General features: G+C 74.4%; 18 protein-coding genes. 13 read left to right on the top strand and 5 right to left on the bottom strand.

What is annotated here, in order from left to right; all coding sequences use genetic code 11:
- The first annotated feature begins 49 nt into the window (after nucleotides 1–49).
- From PH191_RS13420 to PH191_RS13400, 5 genes are all read left to right on the top strand, one after another.
- Entirely contained in the window at nucleotides 50–1228 is a 1179-nt protein-coding gene (locus PH191_RS13420; RefSeq protein ID WP_274195097.1) for a branched-chain amino acid ABC transporter substrate-binding protein, read from the top strand.
- Between the two features lie 210 nt (nucleotides 1229–1438).
- Nucleotides 1439–2443, top strand: a complete 1005-nt coding sequence (locus PH191_RS13415; protein ID WP_274195096.1) for a branched-chain amino acid ABC transporter permease — start codon at nucleotides 1439–1441, stop codon at nucleotides 2441–2443.
- A gap of 8 nt (nucleotides 2444–2451) precedes the next feature.
- Nucleotides 2452–3609 (top strand): branched-chain amino acid ABC transporter permease, encoded by a 1158-nt coding sequence (locus PH191_RS13410; protein ID WP_274195095.1) that lies wholly within the window; start codon nucleotides 2452–2454, stop codon nucleotides 3607–3609.
- Nucleotides 3606–4547, top strand: a complete 942-nt coding sequence (locus PH191_RS13405) for an ABC transporter ATP-binding protein (RefSeq protein WP_274195094.1) — start codon at nucleotides 3606–3608, stop codon at nucleotides 4545–4547. Before PH191_RS13410 ends, PH191_RS13405 begins: the two co-directional genes overlap by 4 nt.
- Entirely contained in the window at nucleotides 4544–5263 is a 720-nt protein-coding gene (locus PH191_RS13400; protein WP_274195093.1) for an ABC transporter ATP-binding protein, read from the top strand. The genes PH191_RS13405 and PH191_RS13400 overlap by 4 nt, the downstream gene beginning before the upstream one ends.
- Here the strand turns inward: PH191_RS13400 and PH191_RS13395 are convergent.
- Together PH191_RS13395 and PH191_RS13390 are read right to left on the bottom strand one after the other, a co-directional pair.
- Nucleotides 5245–6837, bottom strand: coding sequence for an FAD-dependent oxidoreductase (locus PH191_RS13395; protein ID WP_274195092.1), 1593 nt, complete (start codon nucleotides 6835–6837; stop codon nucleotides 5245–5247). The two genes, PH191_RS13400 and PH191_RS13395, sit on opposite strands and share 19 nt — an antisense overlap.
- A gap of 45 nt (nucleotides 6838–6882) precedes the next feature.
- Complete coding sequence (locus tag PH191_RS13390) at nucleotides 6883–9663, bottom strand: ATP-binding protein (protein ID WP_274195091.1); 2781 nt, start codon at nucleotides 9661–9663, stop codon at nucleotides 6883–6885.
- Nucleotides 9664–9842: 179 nt separating this feature from the next.
- Between PH191_RS13390 and PH191_RS13385 the strand changes: the two genes are divergently transcribed.
- Nucleotides 9843–10838, top strand: coding sequence for a nitronate monooxygenase (locus PH191_RS13385; RefSeq protein ID WP_274195090.1), 996 nt, complete (start codon nucleotides 9843–9845; stop codon nucleotides 10836–10838).
- On the opposite strand, the gene PH191_RS13380 is transcribed toward PH191_RS13385, so the two are convergent.
- Nucleotides 10805–11248, bottom strand: coding sequence for a PaaI family thioesterase (locus PH191_RS13380; protein WP_274195089.1), 444 nt, complete (start codon nucleotides 11246–11248; stop codon nucleotides 10805–10807). The genes PH191_RS13385 and PH191_RS13380 overlap by 34 nt on opposite strands.
- 80 nt (nucleotides 11249–11328) lie before the next feature.
- Between PH191_RS13380 and polA the strand changes: the two genes are divergently transcribed.
- The 7 genes from polA to PH191_RS13345 all read left to right on the top strand — a co-directional run bounded on the left by polA (nucleotide 11329) and on the right by PH191_RS13345 (nucleotide 20706).
- Entirely contained in the window at nucleotides 11329–14103 is a 2775-nt protein-coding gene (polA, locus tag PH191_RS13375) for a DNA polymerase I (RefSeq protein ID WP_420791804.1), read from the top strand.
- Between the two features lie 66 nt (nucleotides 14104–14169).
- Nucleotides 14170–15666 carry a flavin-containing monooxygenase gene (locus PH191_RS13370; protein WP_274195088.1) on the top strand — a complete coding sequence of 499 codons (1497 nt, stop codon included), beginning with the start codon at nucleotides 14170–14172 and terminating at the stop codon, nucleotides 15664–15666.
- A 19-nt stretch (nucleotides 15667–15685) separates the two neighbouring features.
- Nucleotides 15686–16576 carry an NAD(P)-dependent oxidoreductase gene (locus PH191_RS13365; RefSeq protein WP_274195087.1) on the top strand — a complete coding sequence of 297 codons (891 nt, stop codon included), beginning with the start codon at nucleotides 15686–15688 and terminating at the stop codon, nucleotides 16574–16576.
- 417 nt (nucleotides 16577–16993) lie between these two features.
- Complete coding sequence (locus tag PH191_RS13360; RefSeq protein WP_274195086.1) at nucleotides 16994–19324, top strand: ATP-binding protein; 2331 nt, start codon at nucleotides 16994–16996, stop codon at nucleotides 19322–19324.
- A complete protein-coding gene (locus tag PH191_RS13355) occupies nucleotides 19321–19743 on the top strand; it encodes a roadblock/LC7 domain-containing protein (protein ID WP_274195085.1) in 423 nt (140 codons plus the stop codon). The genes PH191_RS13360 and PH191_RS13355 overlap by 4 nt, the downstream gene beginning before the upstream one ends.
- On the top strand, nucleotides 19740–20120 hold the full coding sequence (locus tag PH191_RS13350) for a DUF742 domain-containing protein (protein WP_274195084.1): 381 nt from the start codon (nucleotides 19740–19742) through the stop codon (nucleotides 20118–20120). Before PH191_RS13355 ends, PH191_RS13350 begins: the two co-directional genes overlap by 4 nt.
- A complete protein-coding gene (locus tag PH191_RS13345) occupies nucleotides 20101–20706 on the top strand; it encodes a GTP-binding protein (protein ID WP_274195083.1) in 606 nt (201 codons plus the stop codon). The genes PH191_RS13350 and PH191_RS13345 overlap by 20 nt, the downstream gene beginning before the upstream one ends.
- A 4-nt stretch (nucleotides 20707–20710) precedes the next feature.
- Here PH191_RS13345 and PH191_RS13340 read toward each other — a convergent pair whose 3' ends face one another.
- Both PH191_RS13340 and PH191_RS13335 read right to left on the bottom strand, forming a co-directional pair.
- Nucleotides 20711–21685 carry a GNAT family N-acetyltransferase gene (locus PH191_RS13340; protein ID WP_274195082.1) on the bottom strand — a complete coding sequence of 325 codons (975 nt, stop codon included), beginning with the start codon at nucleotides 21683–21685 and terminating at the stop codon, nucleotides 20711–20713.
- Entirely contained in the window at nucleotides 21682–22536 is an 855-nt protein-coding gene (locus tag PH191_RS13335; RefSeq protein ID WP_274195081.1) for a class I SAM-dependent methyltransferase, read from the bottom strand. Before PH191_RS13335 ends, PH191_RS13340 begins: the two co-directional genes overlap by 4 nt.
- Between the last annotated feature and the right edge of the window lie 236 nt (nucleotides 22537–22772).

The raw sequence follows: 22772 nt of genomic DNA, 5'->3' as shown, positions 1-22772 counted from the left end.
GACGTGAACTGTGACGGAGGTGGACGTGATCCGACGACGGATCGCAGCCGTGGGTGCGCTCGCGGCAGCGGTGGCGCTGGTCCTCAGTGGCTGCGCCAACCAGGGGGGAGGCGAGCAGCAGGGCGGTGGTCCCGCGGCCGGGGCACCTTCCCAGCCCACCGACGCCGCGCTGCCCGCCGGCAACGGCCAGGGGCGCTGCGCTCCCGGGACGTCGATCGGCTACGCCGGCACCATCGCGGGCCAGAACGCCGCGCTCGGCATCGCCATCGTCAACGCCGCGCAGCTCGCGGTCGACCAGCACAACGCGGCGAACCCGAACTGCCAGGTCACGCTGGTGCGCGCGGACACCGGCGGCACGCCGGACACCGCGGTGGGCCCGACCACCGGGCTGATCAACAACCCGGCGGTCCTCGGCCTCGTGGGCCTGCCGTTCTCCGGTGAGTCCCGCGCGATGGGCCCGGCCCTCAACGCGGCCGGCCTCGTCAACATCACCCCGTCGGCCACGAACCCCGGTCTGACGCAGAACGGGTGGACGAACTTCTTCCGCGGCCTGGGCAACGACGCGGTCCAGGGCCCGGCCGTCGCCGGGTACATCCAGAACCGCCTCAACGCCCAGAACGTCTGCGTCATCAAGGACGACTCGGACTACGGCATCGGGCTCGCGGGCACGGTCACGCAGGCCCTCGGCCCGCGTGCGAGCTGCCAGATCGACGTCAAGACCAACCAGCGCGAGTTCTCGGCGATCATCGGCCAGGTCCAGCAGGCCAACCCGCAGGCGATCTTCTACGCGGGCTACTACCAGGAGGCCGCGCCGCTGATCCAGCAGCTGCGTGACGCCGGCGTGCAGACCACGTTCATCGGCCCCGACGGCGTGAAGGACGAGCAGTACGTCGTCAACGCGGCCGGGTCCGCCGACGGCAGCCTGCTCTCCTGCCCGTGCGTCCCGCAGGAGGGGTTCACCGACTTCACGAACGCCTACCGTCAGGCCTTCGGCGTCCCGCCGCAGACCTACTCGGCGGAGTCGTACGACGTGACGACGATCCTGCTGCGCGGCATCGACCAGGGGGCCGCCGACCGCGCCGCGCTCCTGAACTTCGTGCGCAGCTACCAGGGCCAGGGGCTCACCAAGCGGTTCCAGTGGAGCCCGACCGGCGAGCTCACGAGCACCCCGGTCTGGATGTACCGGGTGCAGGGCAACCAGATCGTCACCGACACCCAGATCGGCTGACCGACCCGTCTGACACCCTCGGCCGCGTCCCTGCGCACCGTCGCGCGGGGGCGCGGCCGTCGGGTGTCGGGCCCCCTGTGGCGGACCCCCTGTGACGGCTGACGCCACGCTGATCGACACTGCCCTACCGGCACCCCTCCGTGCCCGCCCCGGCGGGCGCCCGACGCACCCGGGGAGCGCGTCATCCCGACATCCGTTCTCGACCTCGCCGTGGCACACGCCGCACCGCTGGTCGTGCACGCCGAGCCCTGGATCAACTTCGACGTCGGTCTGCTCGCCGACCGCTTCTGGGCGAACACGATCAACGGGCTCGCCTACGGCAGCGTCTACGCGCTCATCGCCCTGGGCTACACGCTCGTGTACGGCGTGCTCCAGCTGATCAACTTCGCGCACTCCGAGATCTTCGTGATCGGGGTGTTCGCGACCTACCTGACGTTCATCAGCCTCGGCTTCGAGCCCGGCGCGATCCCGAACCTGCCGATCGCGGCGATCATCCTCGACCTGATCCTCGCCGGGCTCGTGGCGATGACGGTGTCCGGCCTCGCCGCCGTCGGCCTGGAACGGGTCGCCTACCGTCCCCTGCGACGGCGCAACGCGCCACGACTCGCGTTCCTCATCACCGCGATCGGCGCCTCGTTCGCCATCCAGCAGGTCATCCGCATCTGGCGGGGGTCGAACCCCGAGGGCACGATCCGCCTGCTGCCGCCCCAGCCGGTCTTCACGATCTTCGGCGCCCCGATCACGAACCTGCAGATCGTCATCATCCTGGCGTCGCTCGCGATGTTCGTCGTCGCCGACCAGTTCGTGAACCGCAGCCGCCTCGGACGCGGCATCCGCGCCGTCGCGCAGGACCCGGCGACGGCGACGCTGATGGGCGTCAACCGCGAGCGGGTCATCATGATCACGTTCGCCGTCGGCGGCATCCTCGCCGGCGTCGCGGCGCTCTTCTACCTCATGACCATCCCGCAGGGCGCGGTCTACAACGGCGGCTTCCTCCTGGGCATCAAGGCGTTCACCGCGGCGGTGCTGGGAGGCATCGGCAACCTGCGGGGTGCCCTGCTCGGCGGGCTGATCCTCGGCGTCGTCGAGAACTACGGGCAGAGCCTCTTCGGCGGCGACTGGCGCGACGTCGTCGCGTTCGTGCTGCTGGTGCTCATCCTGATGTTCCGGCCCACGGGCATCCTGGGCGAGTCGTTGGCGAGGTCCCGCGCATGAGGGAACGGATGGCAGGAGTCTCGCACTGGTGGAACTCGAAGAGCCGGCCGGCGCAGTGGGGCTACATGGTCCCGGTCGTGATCTTCCTGCTCGCGCTGCCGGTGCTCAACCCGCCGATCATCACGACCGAGCCCTACACCGACTTCCCGATCGCGCTGTTCAACGCGGCGGTGTTCGCGCTCATCGCGATCGGGCTCAACGTCGTCATCGGGCAGGCGGGACTGCTCGACCTCGGCTACGTCGGCTTCTTCGCCATCGGCGCGTACACCGCGGCGCTGCTGTCCAGCCCGGACTCGGAGCTGGGCGTGCGCTACCCGTGGCTGGTCATCGTGCCGATCGCCATGGTGGTCACGATGATCTCCGGGGTCATCCTCGGGACGCCGACGCTGCGGCTGCGCGGCGACTACCTGGCGATCGTCACCCTCGGCTTCGGGGAGATCGTCCGGCTGCTCGCCGACAACGTCGATCCGCTGCGCGGCAACCGCGGCTTCCAGAACATCGCGCGTCCCGGGGGCGACTTCCCCGACGGCACCCCGATCTTCTCGCAGACCGACGCCCTCGGCTTCTACTGGCTCGCGGTCATGATCATCGTGATCGTCCTGCTGTTCATGGGGAACCTCGAGCGCTCTCGCGTGGGGCGCGCGTGGATCGCCGTGCGCGAGGACGAGGACGCCGCGGAGCTCTCCGGCGTCCCGACCTACCGGTTCAAGATCTGGGCCTTCGCGATCGGCGCGGCGGTCGGTGGCCTGTCGGGCACGCTGTTCGCCGCCCAGGTCGGCTACGTCAACAACCAGCGGTTCGACATCACGACGTCGACGCTGTACCTCGCCGCGGTGGTGCTCGGCGGGCAGGGCAACAAGGTCGGCGTGATCCTCGGGGCGTTCCTCGTCTCGTACATCCCCGACCGCTTCCAGTTCGAGCCGACCTATCGCTTCCTGATCTTCGGGGTCGCCCTCATCGTCCTGATGATCTTCCGTCCGCAGGGTCTGCTCGGGATGCGCCAGCACCTGCTGGCCAACGGCAGACAGGCGTACCAGAAGCTGTTCGGGGCGGGGACGGCCGTGGCACCGAGCGGGTTGACGGCGTCGAGCAAGGCGCGGGGCGACCTGTCGGAGACGGTGCCCGACGACCATGCCGGCACCTCGCCGCGGGGAGGTGGGGAATGAGCGAGCCGTCGTCGACCGACACGTCGCTCGACACGCCCCCGAGCGAGGAGGGGCTCCTCGAGTCCCTCGAGCACATGGACGCCGCGGAGCGTGCGGAGCACGACGCGGCGGTGTCGGCCTCGGTCGCGCCCGATCGGGAGATCAGCGTCGCGAAGGGCGAGACCCTGCTCGCGGTGGACGGGCTGACGGTGCGCTTCGGCGGCCTGACGGCCCTCGACGACGTCAGCTTCGACGTCCGCCGCGGCGAGATCCTCGGGCTGATCGGCCCGAACGGTGCCGGCAAGACCACCTGCTTCAACATCATGACGGGCGTCTACCGGCCGACCTCGGGCGACATCCGCCTCGAGGGCGTGTCGCTGGCGCGGATGAAGCGCTACAAGATCATCCAGACCGGCGTCGCCCGGACGTTCCAGAACATCCGGCTGTTCGGGGCGATGACGGCGCTGGAGAACGTCGTCGTCGGCGCCGACGCGCGGCACAGGACGTCGGTGCCCGGAGCGCTGCTGCGGCTCCCGCGCCACCGCCGCGAGGAGCGCGAGGCCGTCGAGAAGGCCATGGCGCTGCTGGAGTTCGTCGGCATCGCCGACCGCGCGGCGGACAAGGCCACGGCCCTGCCCTACGGCTACCAGCGCCGGCTCGAGATCGCCCGGGCCCTGGCCACCCAGCCCAAGCTGCTGTGTCTCGACGAGCCCGCCGCCGGGTTCTCGGCCAGCGAGAAGGACGGGCTCTCCGAGCTCATCCTCAAGATCCGCGACGACGGGTACACGGTCGTCATCGTCGAGCACGACATGCGCGTCGTCCTCGGCGTGACCGACCGTCTCGTCGTCCTCGACTTCGGCCGCAAGATCGCCGACGGGATCCCCGACGAGGTCCGCAGGGACCCGGCGGTCGTCTCGGCGTACCTGGGCGGCGACCTCGATGAGGAGTCCGACCAGTGAGCCTGCTCGAGCTCGAGGACGTCCACGTCGCCTACGGGCGCATCCAGGCCCTGCGCGGGATCAGTCTCCGCGTCGAGGAGGGCCAGATCGTCTCGCTGATCGGGGCGAACGGCGCGGGCAAGACGACGACGATGAAGGCGATCTCGGGGCTCCTCGGCCTGCAGTCGGGGTCGATGCGTTTCGACGGCGAGGACCTCACCTCCGTCCGCGCCGACCTGCGCGTGGCCCGGGGCATCAGCCAGGTGCCCGAGGGGCGCGGGATCTTCCCGGGCATGACGGTCGCCGAGAACATCGACATGGGCGCCTACCTGCGCTCGGACCGGCGCACCCCGGAGTTCGCGGCCGACCTCGAGCGCGTGTACGAGCTCTTCCCGCGGCTCGCCGAGCGGCGCTCGCAGACCGGCGGGACGCTCTCGGGCGGCGAGCAGCAGATGCTCGCCATGGGCCGCGCACTGATGGCGAAGCCCCGCCTGCTGCTGCTCGACGAGCCGTCGATGGGGCTCGCGCCGCAGTTCATCGCGCAGATCTTCCGCGTGATCACCGAGATCAACGCCGAGGGCACCACCGTCCTGCTCGTCGAGCAGAACGCGAAGCAGGCGTTGGGCCTGGCGCACTTCGCCTACGTCATGGAGACCGGCGAGGTCACCCGCTCCGGCACCGGCGCGGAGCTCCTCGCCGACTCCACGATCCAGGACGCCTACCTGGGCGTGAGCTGAGGCTCGGGCTCGCCGGTCGTCGCAACGAACGAGTGGTTCGCTGCTTCTAGGCGTACGAACTCCCCGTTCGCTCGGGAACCGGTGAGCCCGACGGCGCCCGCGACGGCGTCGGTCAGCGCTCCGACGGGGTCGGCGACGGGCACGTCCGCCCGCCAGGCGACGTAGCCGTCGGGACGCACGAGCACCGCGCCGCCGTCGCCGAGGCGGTAGGTGCTCACGAGCCGGGGGCCGGTGAGGTCCGGAGCGGCGAGGGCGAGGTCCTCGGCGGCCGCGCGCCAGGTGGGGTCGAGGGTCACCAGCGTCAGGCGCCCGTCCCACAGGTCGAGCGTCGAGCACCGCTGCCCGTCGACCGCGACCCACACGTGCGGGGCCCGCTCGCCGGGTGCCGCAGCGAGGTCGGCCGGGTCGGTGAACGCCGCCGAGCCCGTCGCGAGCACCGGGGACGTGTAGCCCGTGCCGAGGTCGCCGGCGAGGCCGTCGGCGCGGTGGGGCACCCCCGGCTGCACCGAGCGATGGGCGTTCCGCGCACCGACGGGCGCGCGCTCGGCGGCGTAGCTCGCGAGCAGCGGCTCGCCGGCGCGGTCCTGCGCGCACCACGCCAGCTTCCAGCCCAGGTTGTGCCCGTCGTGGACCGCGGTGTTGAGCCCGACCGCGCCGACCGGTGTCGTGCGGTGCGCGGCGTCGCCGACGAGGAACGCCGACCCCGCCCGCGAGGCCGTGGCGAGCTCGGCGACGAGGTCGAAGACGGCCGTGCCGAGCAGCTCGGGGCACAGGTCCGACATGCCCGTGGCCGTGCGCAGCAGCGCCGTCCAGTGCGCGTCGTCGACGGGGATCTCGGCGTCGGTCGTGCACGGACGGGCGTAGCCCCACCGGTTGTCGCCGAAAGCGATGATCAGGCCGTCCTCCAGGGCGTAGAGCCCGTGGGCCCAGTCGCCGATCACGGTGGTGAGGTCGGCCCGGAACAGCATCTGGACGTGGCGACCGATGCCGCCGAGGTGCTCGATGTCGATGCCGAGGGCCGTGCGCACACGGCTGCGCGGACCGTCGGCCCCCACGAGGAACCGACTGCACACCTCGGTCGTCGCACCGGTCGCCCGGTCGCGGACACGCGCCCAGGCGCCCTCGTCGTCGACGGCGAGGTCGACGAGCTCGGTGTCGAACCGGATCTCCGCGCCCGCGCGACGGGCCGCGTCGAGCACGATCGGCTCGAGGAGATCCTGCGCGCAGCAGGCCGGGAAGGCCGGGCTGACGGCGAGCGCCTCGCGGGGGAGGGGGAAGCCGATCGGGTTCTCGGTGAGGCCGGGGTCGTCGAGGGTCCGGCCGAACATCGCCCGGGCGATGACGTTCGAGCTCGCGGTCCGCACGGCGTCGGCGACGCCCCAGGTCCGGAAGATCTCCATGGTCCGCGTGCTCAGCCCGGAGGCCCGTGGATGGATCGAGGTGCTCCGATGCCGTTCGACGACCAGCACCCGGGCGCCGTGCCGGGCGGCGGACAGGGCGGTCGCCAGGCCCGCGGGGCCCGCGCCGACGACGAGGACGTGGGTGTCGGTGTGCTGACTGCTGTGCTGACTCATGACAGGGAGCCTCGCGACGCGGACGCCGCGCCGGATCCGTGCTGACTACGGAATCAACGGCGCCTCCCGCGCCCAGGTCCGTAGCCCGCTGCGGTCGGTCGTCCCCGTCTTGGCCAGCAGCCGGGCGACGTGGGACTCGACGGTGCGCGTCGAGAGGTGCAGGCGCGCGGCGATGTCGGCGTTGGTGAGGTGCTCGGTGACCAGCCGGAGCACCTCGGCCTCGCGGACGGAGATCCCGAGCCGGCGCAGGTCCGGCGGCACCGGGTCGGCGGCGCGCGACGTCCGGGTGGGGGCGCCGGCGGCCCGCAGCAGGTCGCGGCACGTACGGGCGAGCGCACGGGCGCCCGGGTCGTCGTCCTGCGCGTGCACGGCGAGGTCGGCGCGCAGCGCGGGGACCGGGTCGCCCCAGCCGTCGCGCACGGCGGCGTCGAGGACGACGGTGCGCACGAGGCGGTGCCACCAGGGCGTGGCGTCGAGGAAGCCCGCGGCCTCGGCGGCCAGGGCCGTCGCCTCCGCGCCGTGCCCCGCCCGGCCGGCGGCGATCGCGTCGGCGTAGGCGAGCATCCCGGCGTTGGGGCGCGCCATCAGCATGTGGTGCCCGCGTACCTGGTCCCGGGCCTCGGCGTCGCCGCGGCCGTCGACCGCGGTGAGCAGCAGCGGCCAGAGCCCGTAGAACGCGAGCGGGGCCGCGCTGCGGTGGGCCAGCGCGGCGGGGACGGCGCGGTCGAGGAGCTCGGCGCACCGGGGCAGGTCGTGGGCCAGCAGCGCGGCCAGCGCCGGCACGAGCGGTCCCAGGACGGCGATCTCCGGGGACACGTCCGCCCGCGAGAGCCCGGCGGCCTGCAACGCGGCGGCCTCCGCCCGCTCGCCGGCGAGCGCGGCGGCCCCGCCGGCGAACAGCTCGGCCATGCCCTGCAGCGAGGTGAGGTGCAGGAGCCCCAGCCGCTCGATCGCCGGCCGCGCGATCGCGAGCGCCGCCCGCGGTCCGTGGAGCTGCAGCGCGGCGTCCGAGCGCAGCAGGTCGCACTGGGCGGCCTGGGCGAGCATCCCGTGCCGTTCGGCCAGCTCCCGGGCCTGGGCCAGGCCCGTCGCGTGGACGTCGCCGGTGCTGAGGCGGCGCGCGCCGAGCGCGAAGAGCGCCTCCACCCGCCAGGGCGTCAGGCCGTGCTCGCCGGCGATGCGCGCCGCGCGTTCCCCGATCGCCGCGCCGTCGAGGTCGTCGTCGGTCAGGGCGCAGCGGCCGAGGACCAGCAGCGCCTCGACGAGGGTCTCGTCGCTGCCGGACCCCGCCTCCGCGGCCGCCACGGCCGCCCGGGCGCGCACGGTGGCGGCGGCGGTGTCGCCGGCCCCGAACGCGGTGTCGGCGGCGAGCACGAGCGAGCGGGCGTCGTCCGGACGGCCGGCGCGCGCGATCCACTGCTCGGCCTCGGCCCAGCGCCCGCCGAGCACCGCGGCCCGGGCGAGGCGCAGGCAGAGCTCGGCGTGCTCGTCGCCGACCACCTCGCCGGACTCGAGCGCCGCCGCGCCGACCGCCAGCGCCTCGGCCGCCCGTCCGCGCAGGCCGAGCACCCGCACCCGCTCGGCCGCCACCCGACCGGGCTCCGCGTGCAGCTCCCCGGCCCGGACGAGCAGCTCCTCGGCGTGGCCCAGGGCGCCCCGGGAGGCGTCGCGGCGCGCGAGGTCGACCAGCAGGGTGGTCGCGTGCCGGTGGTCGCCGGCCTCGGCGAACCCCGCGGCGGCCGCCTCCCGGTCGCCGGGGGAATCCCGCGCCTCCAGCGCCGCCGCGAGCCGCCCGGCCACCGCCGCGCGGTCGGGCGGGAGGAGGGCCGCGAGCACCGCGTCGCGGGTGAGGGCGTGGCGCCAGGCGAGGCGTCCGTCGACGGCCGCCAGCAGGCCCGCGGCCACCGCCGCCCGCAGCGCCGCGAGCACCCCGGCCTCGTCGACGCCGGTGGCCGCGGCGAGCAGCCGGTGGTCGGGGTCGCCGGGGGCGACGGCCGCGGCGTCGACCACCCTGCGGGCCCCGTCGGGCAGGGCCCCCAACCGCCCGGCGACGAGCCCCGCCCAGCTCGGGGGCACCGCGCCGGGGCCGGCGTCGAGCAGCTCCTCGACGAGGAAGGGCAGGCCCTCGGAGCGGGCGAGGAGCTCCGGGAGATCGCGCGGCGGGTCCGCCCGGGCGCCGGCGAGGGCGGCCACCGCGTCGGCGTCGAGCCGGTCCAGCGCGAGGACGGCGACGTCCGGGTGCGCGGCGAGGGCGGCCACGCCGCGGTGGTCCTCGTCGTCCCGCGCGGCCAGGGCGAGCAGCACCGGGCCCGCGTCGACGGTGCCGGCCAGATAGTGCAGGAGGTCGAGGGTGTCGGCGTCGGCCCAGTGCAGGTCGTCGAGCACGAGCACGGCGCCCCCGTCGCCGTGGAGCTCGGCGAGCAGCGCGAGGACCCCCTCGCCGAGCACGACGGCGGGGTCGGCCCCCGGCCCGGCGGGCGGATCGGCGGGACCGTCCACCGCGCCCGGGACCAGCCGCGCGAGCGCCGTCCGGAACGGCCGCAGCCGCGGCGTCTCCGGGAGCGGTCCGGCGCGCAGCGGCGGTGCGAGGGCCTCGGCGAGGGGCCGGTACGCGCCGCCGCCGGGTACCGCGCGGCCGCGCAGCACCGGGAGCCCGGCGGCCCGGGCGGCCTCGGCGACCTCCCCGAGCAGGCGTGACTTCCCGATCCCGGCCTCGCCGCTGAGCAGGACCGCACCCCCCGCCCCGTCGGTCAGCGCCCGGACCCGCCCGCGCAGCAGGTCGCGCTCGGCGTCCCGGCCGACGACGGGGGAGGAGGGACGGGACATGCGCCCATTGCAGCGCGCCCGCGGCTCCCCCCACCAGGGCGTCGGACGGGGGACCACGGAGCGGGGTCGGCATGCCACCGCCCGCGAACCCTCCGGCGGTGGGGCCGTTCGGCGGTGGGACCGCCCGGCCCCGTGTGGTCGGGTCCGGGCGGGCCGTGCCCGTGACGGAGGTGGCCGCGATGCCGAGGACCATGTTCACCGACCTGGTCGGATGCCGACTGCCCGTCCAGCAGGCCCCGATGGGGGCGATCTCCCCGCCGGCCCTCGCGCGGGCGGTCGCCGCGGCGGGTGGGCTGGGCACGATCTCCGTACCACCCGGCGGCGAGGCCCCCGCGGACCTCGTCGAGCAGACCGACCTGCCCGGCGGGGTGTTCGCGGTGAACCTGGTGGGCGAGGGCGTCGCCCTCGACACGATCCGCCGCGCCGCCGCGCACGTGCGGGTGGTCGACTTCTTCTGGTCGTGGCCCCGCCGCGCGGCCGTCGACGCCGTGCACGCCGAGGGCGCGCTCGCGAGCTGGCAGGTCGGGTCGCTCGCCGAGGCCGTCGACGCGGTGGACGCCGGGGTCGACCTGGTCACCGTGCAGGGGCGCGGGGCCGGTGGCCACGTGCGGGGGGACGAACCGCTGGGCGCCCTCCTCGCGAGCGTGGTCGCGGCGGTGCCGGTGCCGGTGCTCGCCGCGGGCGGCATCGTCGACGCCCGGAGCCTGGCGGACGTGCTCGCCGCCGGCGCGGCCGGTGCACGCCTGGGAACCCGTCTCGTGGCGACGCCCGAGTCCGGCGCGCACCCGGACTACGTGGCGGCGGTGCTCGCCGCCGGCTCCGGGTCGACCGAGATCACCGACGCGTTCGCGGTGTGCCCGCTCTGTGCCACGCGGCCGACGGCCCGGGTGCTGAGCTCCGCCGTCGCCGCGGTCCGGACCCTGCCCGAGGGTGGGGTCGGCGTCCTGAGCACGCCGGACGGCGAGATGGCGCTGACCCGCGGCCACGGGATGCCGCCGTCGCGCACGGTCACCGGCACGGTGGCGGCGATGGCGCTCTACGCCGGGGAGGCGGTGGGCGCGGTCTCCGACGTCCGCCCCGCCGGCGACGTCGTCGCCGCGATGTGCCGCGGGGCCGATGCGCTCCTGATCAGTGCCGTTCCTCAGCCGCGGGAGCCCGGCGGCCGGGAGCGGTAGACGCAGGTGAGCTTGGCGGTGCAGACGCGGCGGTCCTCGGCGTCGGTGATCACGATCTCGAACGTGCCGATCGTGCGGCCCACCGACAGGGGCGTGCAGACGCCGGTGACCAGGCCGTCGAGGGCCGAGCGGTGGTGGGTGCACGAGAGCTCGAGGCCGACGGGGAGGCGCTCGGGCCAGCCGTGCATCGCGGCGGCGGTGGAGCCCAGGGTCTCGGCGAGCACGCCGTTCGCGCCGCCGTGCAGCAGCCCGAAGGGCTGGCGGTTGCCGGTGACGGGCATCGTCCCCACCACCCGCTCCTTGGTCCACTCCGTGATCTCGATGCCCATCCGCGCGGCGAGCTGCTCGTCGGGGTACTGCACCTCGATCTCGGGCACCGCGGCGGACTCGGGGGCCGGGGAGCTGGTCATCCCCGCAGGGTAGGGCGACCGGTCGCGCGCGGCTGCCCGGGCGCCCGGGGTGTGTCGGGGGTCGCCCCTAGACTCGCGGCGTGGCTCCGACAGGCACGGCGACCCCGCAGGAATCGACGCAGCCCGAGACCGTCCCGGACGCCCCGGCGGGCGGGCGCGGACGTCTGCTGCTGCTCGACGGGCACTCGTTGGCCTACCGGGCGTTCTTCGCCCTGCCGACGGAGAACTTCAGCACCACGACGGGCCAGACGACGAACGCCGTCTACGGCTTCACGTCCATGCTCATCAACCTGCTGCGCGACGAGGAGCCGACGCACGTCGCGGTGGCGTTCGACGTCTCGCGGCAGACCTTCCGGGCCGAGACGTTCGCGGCCTACAAGGCCAACCGGTCGGCGACGCCCGACGAGTTCCGCGGCCAGATCGACCTCATCAAGGACATCCTGCGGGTGCTCGCGATCCCGGTGCTCGCGGTCGAGGGCTACGAGGCCGACGACGTCATCGCGACGCTCACCACGCAGGCCGTGGCCGAGGGCATGAGCGTGTCGATCTGTACGGGCGACCGCGACGCGTTCCAGCTGGTCAGCCCCGAGGTCACCGTGCTCTACCCGCGCAAGGGCGTGTCCGACCTCGTGCGCTACACGCCCGAGCAGGTCATGGAGCGCTACACGCTCACGCCCGAGCAGTACCCCGACTTCGCAGCCCTGCGGGGGGACCCGAGCGACAACCTCCCGAGCATCCCGGGGGTGGGGGAGAAGACGGCGCAGAAGTGGGTCCGCGAGTTCGGGTCCCTCGACGCGCTGGTCGACCGTGTGGACGAGGTGCGCGGCAAGGCCGGCGACGCGCTGCGCGAGAACCTGTCCTCGGTGGTGCTCAACCGCCAGCTCACCGAGCTCGTCCGCGACGTCGAGGGCATCGGCGCGGGCCCCCACGACCTCGAGGTCCGCCAGTGGGACCGCGACGCCGTGCACCAGCTGTTCGACCAGCTCGAGTTCCGGGTCCTGCGCGAGCGGCTGTTCTCCACGCTCACGGCCGCGCTCCCGGAGGCCGACGAGGGCTTCGAGGTCCGGGGCGCCGCCCTCGAGCCCGGCGCGGTGGCCGACTGGCTGGACGACCACGCCCGCGACGGCTCGCGCACCGGCCTCTCCTTCCGCGGCACCTGGGCCCACGGCGCGGGCGACCTCGAGGGCATCGCGCTCGCCGCGGCCGACGGCGAGAGCGCGTTCGTCGACGTGCGCACGCTCGACGAGGACGACGAGAAGGCCCTCGCCGGCTGGCTGGCCGACCCCGCCCTGCCGAAGGCGGGCCACGAGATCAAGGGTCCGAGCCACGCGGTGCGGGCGCGCGGCTGGGCGCTCGAGGGCGTCACCAGCGACACCGCCCTCGCCGCCTACCTCGCCCGTCCCGGCGAGCGCAGCTTCGACCTCGCCGACCTCGCGCTGCGCTACCTGCGCCGCGAGCTGCGGGTGGAGGAGAGCGGTGACGCCGGCGACCAGCTCACGCTCGACGGCGGCGAGGAGGAGGCCGACACCGCGCTCGCGCAGGCCGAGATGCTGCGCGCCCGCGCCGTCACCGACCTCGCCGAGAAGCTCGACGCGGACCTCGCCGAGCTCGGCGGCACCGCGCTGCTCACCGAGCTCGAGCTGCCCCTGCTGGCGGTGCTGGCCGACCTGGAGGCCGCCGGCATCGCGGTGGACGTCAGCGCGCTGCACGACCTCGAGTCGCAGTTCGGGGCGCGCGTGCAGGCCGCGGCGCAGTCCGCGTACGACGTCATCGGCAAGGAGATCAACCTCGGGTCGCCGAAGCAGCTCCAGGTGGTGCTGTTCGACGAGCTCGAGATGCCGAAGACGAAGCGCACCAAGACGGGCTACACCACCGACGCGGACGCGCTGCAGACGCTGAACGAGTCGAACCCGCACCCCTTCCTCGAGCACCTGCTCGAGCACCGCGACGCCACGCGCCTGCGGGTGACGGTCAAGGGCCTGCTCGACGCGCTGTCCGACGACGGGCGCATCCACACCACGTTCAACCAGACCATCGCGCGCACCGGCCGGCTCTCCTCCACCGAGCCGAACCTGCAGAACATCCCGGTGCGCACGGCCGAGGGCCGCCGCATCCGCGACACCTTCGTGGTCGGGTCCGACTCCGCCGACGGCGCGTTCGGCGAGCTCATGACCGTCGACTACTCCCAGATCGAGATGCGCATCATGGCGCACCTCTCGCGCGACGAGGCGCTGATCGAGGCGTTCCAGTCGGGCTACGACTTCCACTCCGTCACCGCCGCGCGCGTGTTCGGGGTGGCCGAGGACGAGGTCTCGTCCGCGCAGCGCGCCAAGATCAAGGCGATGAACTACGGCCTCGCCTACGGCCTGTCCGCCTACGGGCTCTCCGCGCAGCTCCGGATCTCCACCGACGAGGCCAAGGAGCTGATGGAGGAGTACTTCACGCGCTTCGGCGGGGTGCGCGACTACCTCCGGCAGGTGGTCGACCAGGCCCGCAAGGACGGCTACACCAGCTCGATCCTGGGTCGCCGCCGCTACCTGGCCGACCTCACCAGCGACAACCGCCAGCGTCGCGAGATGGCCGAGCGGATGGCGCTCAACGCCCCGATCCAGGGCAGCGCCGCCGACATCATCAAGGTCGCGATGCTCGGCGTGCACCAGGCGCTGCGCGATGAGGGGCTGCGCTCGCGGATCCTGCTGCAGGTGCACGACGAGCTCGTCCTCGAGGTCGCCACCGAGGAGAAGGACGCCGTCACCGATCTCGTGCGCCGCGAGATGGGCGCGGCGTTCGAGCTCGACGTCCCCCTCGAGGTGTCGGTCGGCTTCGGTCGGTCGTGGGACCAGGCGGCGCACTGACCGCCGGGGTGTGACGGCGGGCCCGCTGGCTGGTACCGCCGCGTACCGCCCGCTACGGTGGTACGCGTGAGTACCGAGCACCTCGACGTGGTCATCGTCGGCGCGGGCCTGTCCGGCATCGGGACGGCCTGCCACCTCGAGCGCGATCTGCCGGGCACCCGGTACGCGGTGCTCGAGGCCCGCGAGGACCTGGGCGGCACCTGGAGCCTCTTCCGCTACCCGGGCATCCGGTCGGACTCCGACATGCACACGCTCGGGTACCGGTTCCGGCCCTGGAGCAGCGCGACCGCCCTGGCCGACGGGCCCTCGATCCTGGAGTACGTGCGCGACACCGCGCAGGAGTACGGGGTCGAGGAGAAGATCCGCTACGGCCACCGCCTCACCCGGGCGTCGTGGGACTCCGACACGCAGCTGTGGACCCTCGAGCTGCCCGGCCAGGAGCCGCTGACCTGCTCGTTCCTGCTCATGTGCTCGGGCTACTACCGCTACGACCAGGGCTACACGCCGGACCTGCCCGGCCTCGAGCGCTTCGGGGGCACCGTCGTGCACCCGCAGCTCTGGGACCCCGAGATGGACTACGCCGGCCGGCGGTTCGTCGTCATCGGCAGCGGCGCGACCGCCGTGACGCTGGTGCCGGCGATGCTCGAGGACTCCGAGGACCACGGCGCCGCCGCGCACGTCACGATGCTGCAGCGCTCGCCGAGCTACGTGCTCTCCATCGGGCGGACCGACCCGGTGGCCGAGGTGCTGTCGCGGTGGCTCCCGCGGTCGGTGGCCGACCCGCTGACGCGCACCAAGAACATCGCCCAGATCATCGCGCTCTACCAGATCAGCCAGCGCTTCCCGCGGTTCGTGCGCGGCCTGCTGCGCAAGGCGACGCAGGCGGCGCTACCCGAGGGCTACGACGTCGACACCCACTTCAACCCGCGCTACGACCCGTGGGACCAGCGGATGTGCATGGTCCCGGACGGCGACCTCTTCCGCGCCGTCCGCTCCGGGCGGGCCGACATCGTCACCGACACCATCGAGACCTTCACCGAGGGCGGCATCCGCCTCGCCTCCGGCCAGGAGCTCGAGGCCGACGTCGTCGTCACCGCGACCGGGCTGAACCTGCAGATGTTCGGTGGCGCCGAGGTCGTCGTCGACGGCGAGCCCGTGCACCTCCCCGACACCATGGCCTACAAGGGCATGATGCTCAGCGGGGTTCCCAACCTCGTCTACATGATCGGCTACACCAACGCGTCGTGGACGCTCAAGGTCGATCTCGTCGCCGAGTACGTCGTCCGGCTCCTGCGCCACCTGCGCGACCACGGGCTCGGCGTCGCGGTGCCCGAGCGGGACCCGGACGTCGAGGAGGCACCGTTCCTCGACTTCGGCGCCGGCTACGTCCAGCGCTCCATCGACGAGCTGCCCAAGCAGGGCACGCGCGCGCCGTGGCGCCTCGCGATGAACTACGCGATCGACGCGGTGGCGCTGCGCCGCAGCCGGGTCGACGACGACACCGTGCGCTTCGTCCCGGCGCGGGCCGGTCGAGTACCGGAGGCCGAGCGCGCGGCGGGATGATCAGCGAGATGATTCGGGCATGACCACGGTCGGCGTCGTCGCCCCGGGCGCCATGGGCACGGCGCTCGGGCGCTGTCTGGTCGAGGGCGGCCACCGGGTGCTGACGAGCCTCGCGGGGCGCTCGGGGGACACCGTCGCGCGCGCCCGCGGAGTGTTCGAGGACGCGGGCGGGCTCGAGGACCTGGTGCGCGCCGCCGACGTGGTCATGCTCGTCGTCCCGCCCGGGGCGGTCCGCGCGGCCGGCGACGCCCTCGCTGCGGCGTGCGAGGCCACCGGCGCCCGGCCGCTGACGGTCGAGATGGACGCCGTCTCCCCGGACACCGTCCGCGCCGTCGCCGAGCGGCTGCCGGGCGACCTCGCCGACGGCGCGATCTCGGGCCCGCCGCCGCGCCCGGATGCGCCCACCCCGACCCGGGTCTTCCTGTCCGGCCCCCGCGCCGGGGACGTCGCGGCCCTGCGCGCGCCCGGCGTGCGCTGGATCGTCCTCGACGGGCCGGTCGGCGCGGCGAGCGCCGCGAAGATGTGCACCGCCTCGGTGCGCAAGGGGTACCAGGCGCTGCTCGCGCAGGCGTTCGTGACCGCCGAGGCGTACGGGGTGCTGGACGAGGTTCTCGCCGACGTCCGCCTCGACTTCCCCGACGCGGGCGTCGCCTCCGCGGCGGTCGCGGCCACCAAGGCGTGGCGCTTCGTCGACGAGATGACCGAGATCGCCGCGACGCAGGAGGCCGCCGGGCTGCCGCCCGCGCTCGCCGAAGGACTCGCCGAGGCCTACCGCGCATTGGCCACGAGCGGATGGGGCATCCGGCGTCCGGACGAGGTTCCACCGGACCTCGCCGACCCCGCCGATCTGCGCCCGCACCGTCGTCCGTGGCATACCTCAGGAGAAACAGACCGCATTCCCGGTCAGTGACGTCGAAGGGCGTCCGAGTCGTCACCCAGCGTGCTCTTCCGTCCCCGGAGCATCCGGCCAACGTCGGTGTGCTCCGACCGGTCGAAGGGCGGGGACCGGACGCTCCGGGACGAGTCTGCCCCTGACGCTACCCGGACCACGGGTGGCGCACGCCCGGACTCTTTCGGACGCTTTTTCCACGGCCTGTCGGCGTTCGTGAACACGCCCGGACAGCCGAGAGGCGACGCGCCGAACGGCGCTCTCGGCCTCGGCGTCCGGACGCTGCGGACACACCCCCGCATGCGGTGTGTGAAATCGTGCGCCACCGATCGGCACGAGAGGACCCCGTTTCCCGGTTCTCCGCAGGAATGGTCAACGGCGCGTGTACGGTTCCGCGCGTTCGTCATCCGCCTCCGGAGTAGGACGGTGAAACGCCGGATGGTCCGTGTCCTGGACTACCTCCCCCGCGGGGACATGGTCGACGACGCGGCTTGGCTGCGGCGTCACCATTTCCTGCTGTCGGTGCTGGTCGCGCAGACGCCGGTCCTGCTGATCTTCGGTCTCGTCGTCGGCAACCCGCCCGCGCTGACGACCGTGATCGCCCTGGTCCCGCTGGTCACGGCGGCGGCCGGCTGGTTCTCGAAGGGCCGCATGGCGGGCTCGTTGTGGGTCACCGCGGGCCTGTCGTCGTGCTGCGTCGGGCTCGTGATCCTGTCGGGTGGCTCGATCGAGGCGCACTTCTCGTTCTTCGTGATCATCGGTTTCCTGACGCTGTACCAGCACTGGGCGCCGTTCGTCTTCAACATCGCCTTCACGACGCTGAGCCACGGCATCGGTTCGCTGCTGGTGCCCTCGCTGATGTTCAACCACCACGCGGCGCAGCACTCGCCGTGGGTGTGGTCGATGATCCACGGCGGCGCGGTGCTCCTCGCGTGCCTCGGCGTGGCGATCTTCTGCAAGCTCACCGAGGACGAGCAGCGGCGGCGGGCGGATCTGGCGACGGAACTGCACGACGCCCAGGTGCGCCAGCAGAAGTTCACCTCGGAACTGCTGCTGAACCTGGCGCGGCGCAACCAGAGCATGTTCCACCGGCAGCTCGACATCATCAACGACCTCGAGGAGCGCGAGCGCGACCCCGACGCGCTGGCCGACCTGTTCCGGCTCGACCACCTCGCCACCCGGGTCCGGCGCAACGCCGAGAGCCTCCTCGTGCTCTCCGGGGAGCAGCCGGCCCGCGTGTGGTCGGCGCCGGTGGCGCTGCGCGACGTCGTCCGGGCCGGAGTGGCCGAGACGGAGGACCTCGAGCGCGTCACCCTCGCCGTCGACGAGCGGCCCCGCGTCGTCGGCAGCACCGTCGCCGACCTCACGCACATGATCGCCGAGCTGGTCGAGAACGCCGCGCGCTACTCGCCGCCGACGGCCACGGTGTCGATCCAGAGCCGGCCCCACCTGCGGGCGCCGGGCTCCCACCTGCTGATCATCGAGGACACCGGCATCGGGATGCCGCCCGTGGAGCTCGCCGCCGCCAACGAGCTGCTGGCCAATCCCAAGGACGTCGACGTCTCGGACGCGGCGCGGCGGCTCGGTTTCCACGTCGTGGCCCGCCTCGCCGAGCGCCACGGGGTCGAGGTGTCGCTGACCCCGACCCCCGGGTGCGGCGTGACAGCCGTCCTCGTCGTCCCGGCCACCCTCTTCGCCGAGACGTCCCCGACGGTGCCGACGGTCGGCGACCAGGGGATGCGGGGCCTCGAACGCGTGCCCGCCTCGGCGGTGCCCGTCCCGCGTCGCGGCTCCGGCGACAACGGCAACGGCAACGGCAACGACCGCACCCCCGCCCACGGGGCCCCCGTCTCGGGCCCGATCGCCATCGACGGCCGGCACGCCTGGCCCGGCGAGCGACGGACGAACGGGACGAACGGGGCCGGGACGAACGGGGCCGGGACGAACGGGGCCGGGACGAACGGGGCCGGGACGAACGGGGCCGGGACGAACGGGGCCGGGACGAACGGGGCCGGGACGAACGGGGCCGGGACGAACGGGGCCGGCAGCAACGGGGCCCACGGCACGGACCCGGAGCCCGGGGACGGCCCCGCCCGGCGGGGGGCGCACGCCGCGCCCGGGACCGACCGGGACGGCGACCGGCCCTCCGACACCCCCGCGACGCCGGACGCCCCGGCGACGGCCGACGCCGCAGCGAAGGCCGACGGGTCCGACGGGCACGCCACGGTCGAGGACCTGCCCGCCGCCGGCCGCCCGACCGGCGCGGCCCGGCGGGGTCTCATCCACCCGATCGTCGTGCCGCCCCCGGCGGCCCCCGACCCCGCCCCCGACCCGGCCCGAGCCCCGGTCGTCGAGACCCACGGCGGGGGCAGGCGTCACGCCGGGACCGAGGTGCCGGAGACGGCCGGCACGGCGCCGGCGCCGCGCCGGTCCGACGAGGACGCCCCGTCCGTCGTCGGCCCGAACGGGCTCGTCCTCGCCCGCCGTCGCCCGCAGAGCCACCTGGCCCCCGAGCTCATCCGGCGGCCCCCGGAGCCGGCCGCCGCGGTGACGCCGGGCATCCCGGCGGCGACCGCCGCGAGCCCGGCCATGCCGCCCGGCGAGACGCCGGGCACCGGGGCGGGGCGGAACGCCATGGACGCCCTGTCGGCCTACCAGGCCAGCCGCGCCGCGGCCCGCTCCGCGATCGGCGAGCCCGCCGACGCGTCCGGCTCCGCCGCGGACGACCACCACCCGCCCCGCGGGACCACCTCCGGGAGGCAGACGTGAGTGCACCGACCGACAGCGGGCTGGACTGGCTGCTCTCGGACTTCGCCGGCGGGACGCCCGGGGTGCGGCACGTCCTCGTCGTCTCCGCCGACGGGCTGCGCCTCGCGGTGAGCGACGGGGTGGACCAGCACCTGGCGGACCAGCTGTGCGCCGCCGTCTCCGGGCTGGTGAGCCTGGCGCGGGGGACCGCGACGCTGCTCGAGTCGGAGCCGGTCGCGCAGACCATCGTCGAGATGGCGGGCGGCTACCTGTTCGCGACCTCGATCAGCCTCGGTTCGACGCTGGCCGTGGTCACCGACCGCACGGCCGACATGGGTCTCGTCGGCTACGAGATGACCATGCTCGCCTCGCGGGTCGGACACGCCCTCACCCCCGGTGCGGCGCGGTCGGCGCGGGCCCAGGACCCGATGGCACCGTGACCGTGGACCGTCGCCAGCGTCCGCACGCCGACGGCGGCCGGGTCGTCCCCAACTACGCGTTCACCGCGGGTCGGACCCGGTCGGCGGCCGGGACCGACATGCCGATCGAGGCGCTGGTGACGGCCACCGAGGCGGGTCTCGCCAAGGCGCCCGGCCTCCCGCCCGAGGCCCGCGCGATCGTCGAGGTCAGCACGGTGCCCCAGTCGCTCGCCGAGATCGGCGCGCTGCTGGGCGTCCCGATCGGCGTGGCCCGCGTGCTCGTCAGTGACCTCGCCGCCGAGGACCACCTCGCCGTCCACCTGCCGCTGGTCGGGTCCGACGGCCGTCCCCGCCGTGAACTCCTGGAGAGGCTGCTCGATGGACTCCGAGCTCGGTGACCGCAGGGTGAGCGCCGGGGGCACGGCCACTCGCGAGGCCCGCGACCTGCTCCCGCTCAAGATCCTCATCGCGGGCGGCTTCGGCGTGGGGAAGACGACGCTGGTCGCGGCGCTGTCCGAGGTGCCGCCGCTGTCGACCGAGCAGCAGATGACCAGCCTGTCCGACGGCGTCGACGACACCTCGATCGTGCCGGACAAGACGACGACCACGGTGGCCATGGACTTCGGGCGCGTGACCGTGGACGACTCGCTCGTGCTCTACCTGTTCGGGACGCCGGGCCAGTCGCGGTTCTGGTTCATGTGGGACGAGCTCGCCCGCGGCGCGGTGGGCGCCGTCGTGCTCGTCGACCTGCGGCGCATCGACGACTCGTTCGCGGCGATCGACTACTTCGAGAACCGCGGGCTGCCGTTCGTCGTCGCCCTCAACTCGTTCCCGGGCACCGACGGCGTCGACGTCGACGTGGTGCGCGACGCCCTCGCCGTGCCGGCGCGCTGCCCGATCCGCTATGTCGACGCCCGCGACGACGGGTCCTGCACCGACGTGCTGATCACGCTCGTGGAGCACTCCCTGGCGCGCAGCGTCTGAGGGATCACCGCAACGCGGTCGCGGGCCGGACCTCCCACAGCGTCCACAGCGGCCGGTAGCCGAGGCGGGGCCAGAACACCGAGGACACCGGGTTGGGCGGGTTGTAGTAGAGGTACGTGCCGCGGGACCCGGGCGGCTGGAGACCGGGCAGGGCGGCGGCGACGAGCGCGTGCCCGACCCCCTGCCCGCGGCGACCCGGCAGCACCGAGGCGCAGTTGACGTAGCCCCAGCGTCCGACGGGCAGCAGGCCCGCGAGCCAGCTGCCCGGAGAGGCGTCGGTGAGGCCGCACTCGAGCAGCCCGATCATCCGTCCGTCGCGCTCGGCGACCCAGATCGGTTCGTCGCGCCCCCAGCGCTCGCGCAGCGCGGTCCGCTTCACCGCCTCGGCCTCGGGGCGCATGACGCTGCCGCCGACGAGGCTCGAGTACGCGATCTCGTACATGGCCAGCTCGACGCACCCGTCGAGGTCGTCCTCGCGGGCGCGCCGGACCCGCAGGTGGGGGTCCGGCGCCGGGTGGGGCCGGGGCGGATCGGGGCGGCGCACGGCGAGCACCGCCAGGGGCACGAGGCCGTGGTCGAGGAACGCCCGCGACGCGACGACGTCCCGGCTGGGCCAGGTCACCACGGCCGCCGAGTCCGACGCGTGCCGCACGCGGGCGGGGATGCGGGCGCGCCACTCGGCGACCAGGCCCTCGGCGCCGCGCAGTCCCGCGGAGCCCAGGACGGGGTGGAGCTCGGTGACCTCGGCGGCCGACCACAGCAGGGGAGCGCTGCCCGCGGGCCAGCTGTGGTGGGTGAGGACGCCGGCCGCCTCGCCGCCGTCGCCCGCCACCACGATCACGTCGCCGGGCGGGGGGAGCACCGCGGGCGGGAGTGCGGGGTCGAGGTCGGCGAACCGGGACTGCTGCTCGCGCAGGAGGTCGTCGAGCACCACCTCGGGCGCCCGGCCCGACGGCGTGGTCCGCGACCGGCCGATCACGCGCCCGCGCTCCCGGGTCGGCGGCAGCAGAAGATCGCGGTGCCGGGGAAGAGTGCCCCGCGCAGGGGCGACCACTGGCCCCACACCTCATCGAGGTCCTCGGGCCACTCGGGTTCGACGAGGCGCTCGAGGACGAGGCCGGCGCCCACGACGTCGGCCACGCGGTCGCCCAGCGTGCGGTGGTGCTCGACGTAGACGACGCGGTCGGCGTCGTCGACCTCGGCGTAGGGCGTGCGGTCGAAGTACGACTGCGACACCGTCAGCCCGTCCGGGCCCGGGTCGTCGGGGAACATCCAGCGCATCGGGTGGTTCACGGCGAACACCCAGGGCGCCCCGGGCCGCAGCACCCGGGCGACCTCCCGCAGCACCGCGGCGGCATCGGCCACGAACGGGAGGGCGCCGAACGCGGAGAACGCGGCGTCGAGGGAGCCGTCCCGGAAGGGGAGGGCCACGGCGTCGGCCTGGACGAGCGGCACGACGGCGCCGGTGCGCCGGTCGGCGGCCCGCGCGTGGGCGAGCATCCCGGCCGAGAGGTCGAGACCGACGACGCGGGCACCGCGGCCGGCGAGCCAGCGCGAGCACGACGCCGCGCCGCAGCCGACCTCGAGCACCCGGGCGCCGCGCAGCGCGTCCGGCCCGCCGAGCAGCCGGGCGTCCTCCTCGCGCAGGCGCTCGGGGCACCAGACGAAGTCGTCGTCGCCGAGGAACGCGCCGTGCTCGTCCTGGTAGTCGTCGGCGTCGGCGTCCCACCACGCACGGCTGGCCGCGCTGGACTCCGCCGCTCCGACCGACCGGCGCGCGACGCCGGCAGCGCCGAGGAGCTGCTCCGCCGGGATCCCCGGCGCGGGCACCCCCTGCGCAGGCCCTCCCGCGCGCGCGGAGGAGGGAGGGGGCGCCACCGGGGCATCCTGACACGCCCGGATGCGCGGGTCGTGCCCCCCGGCGCCGCGGCCCGAGCAGCGCGACACGCCGTGGCGGTGCCCTGCGACACGCCGGGCGCGGGCAAGAGGTGCCCCGATTGCCGGGCACTGTCGGGCGTGGTTACGATGAAGGTCCACGTCAGTGGTCTCGCCCTGTTCCGCGTGCC

The organism is Actinomycetospora callitridis, assembly GCF_028737265.1.
Lineage (GTDB): Bacteria > Actinomycetota > Actinomycetes > Mycobacteriales > Pseudonocardiaceae > Actinomycetospora > Actinomycetospora callitridis.
The sequence above is the reverse complement of the archived record's forward strand: the minus strand, read 5'-3'. Positions and strand labels throughout refer to the sequence as shown.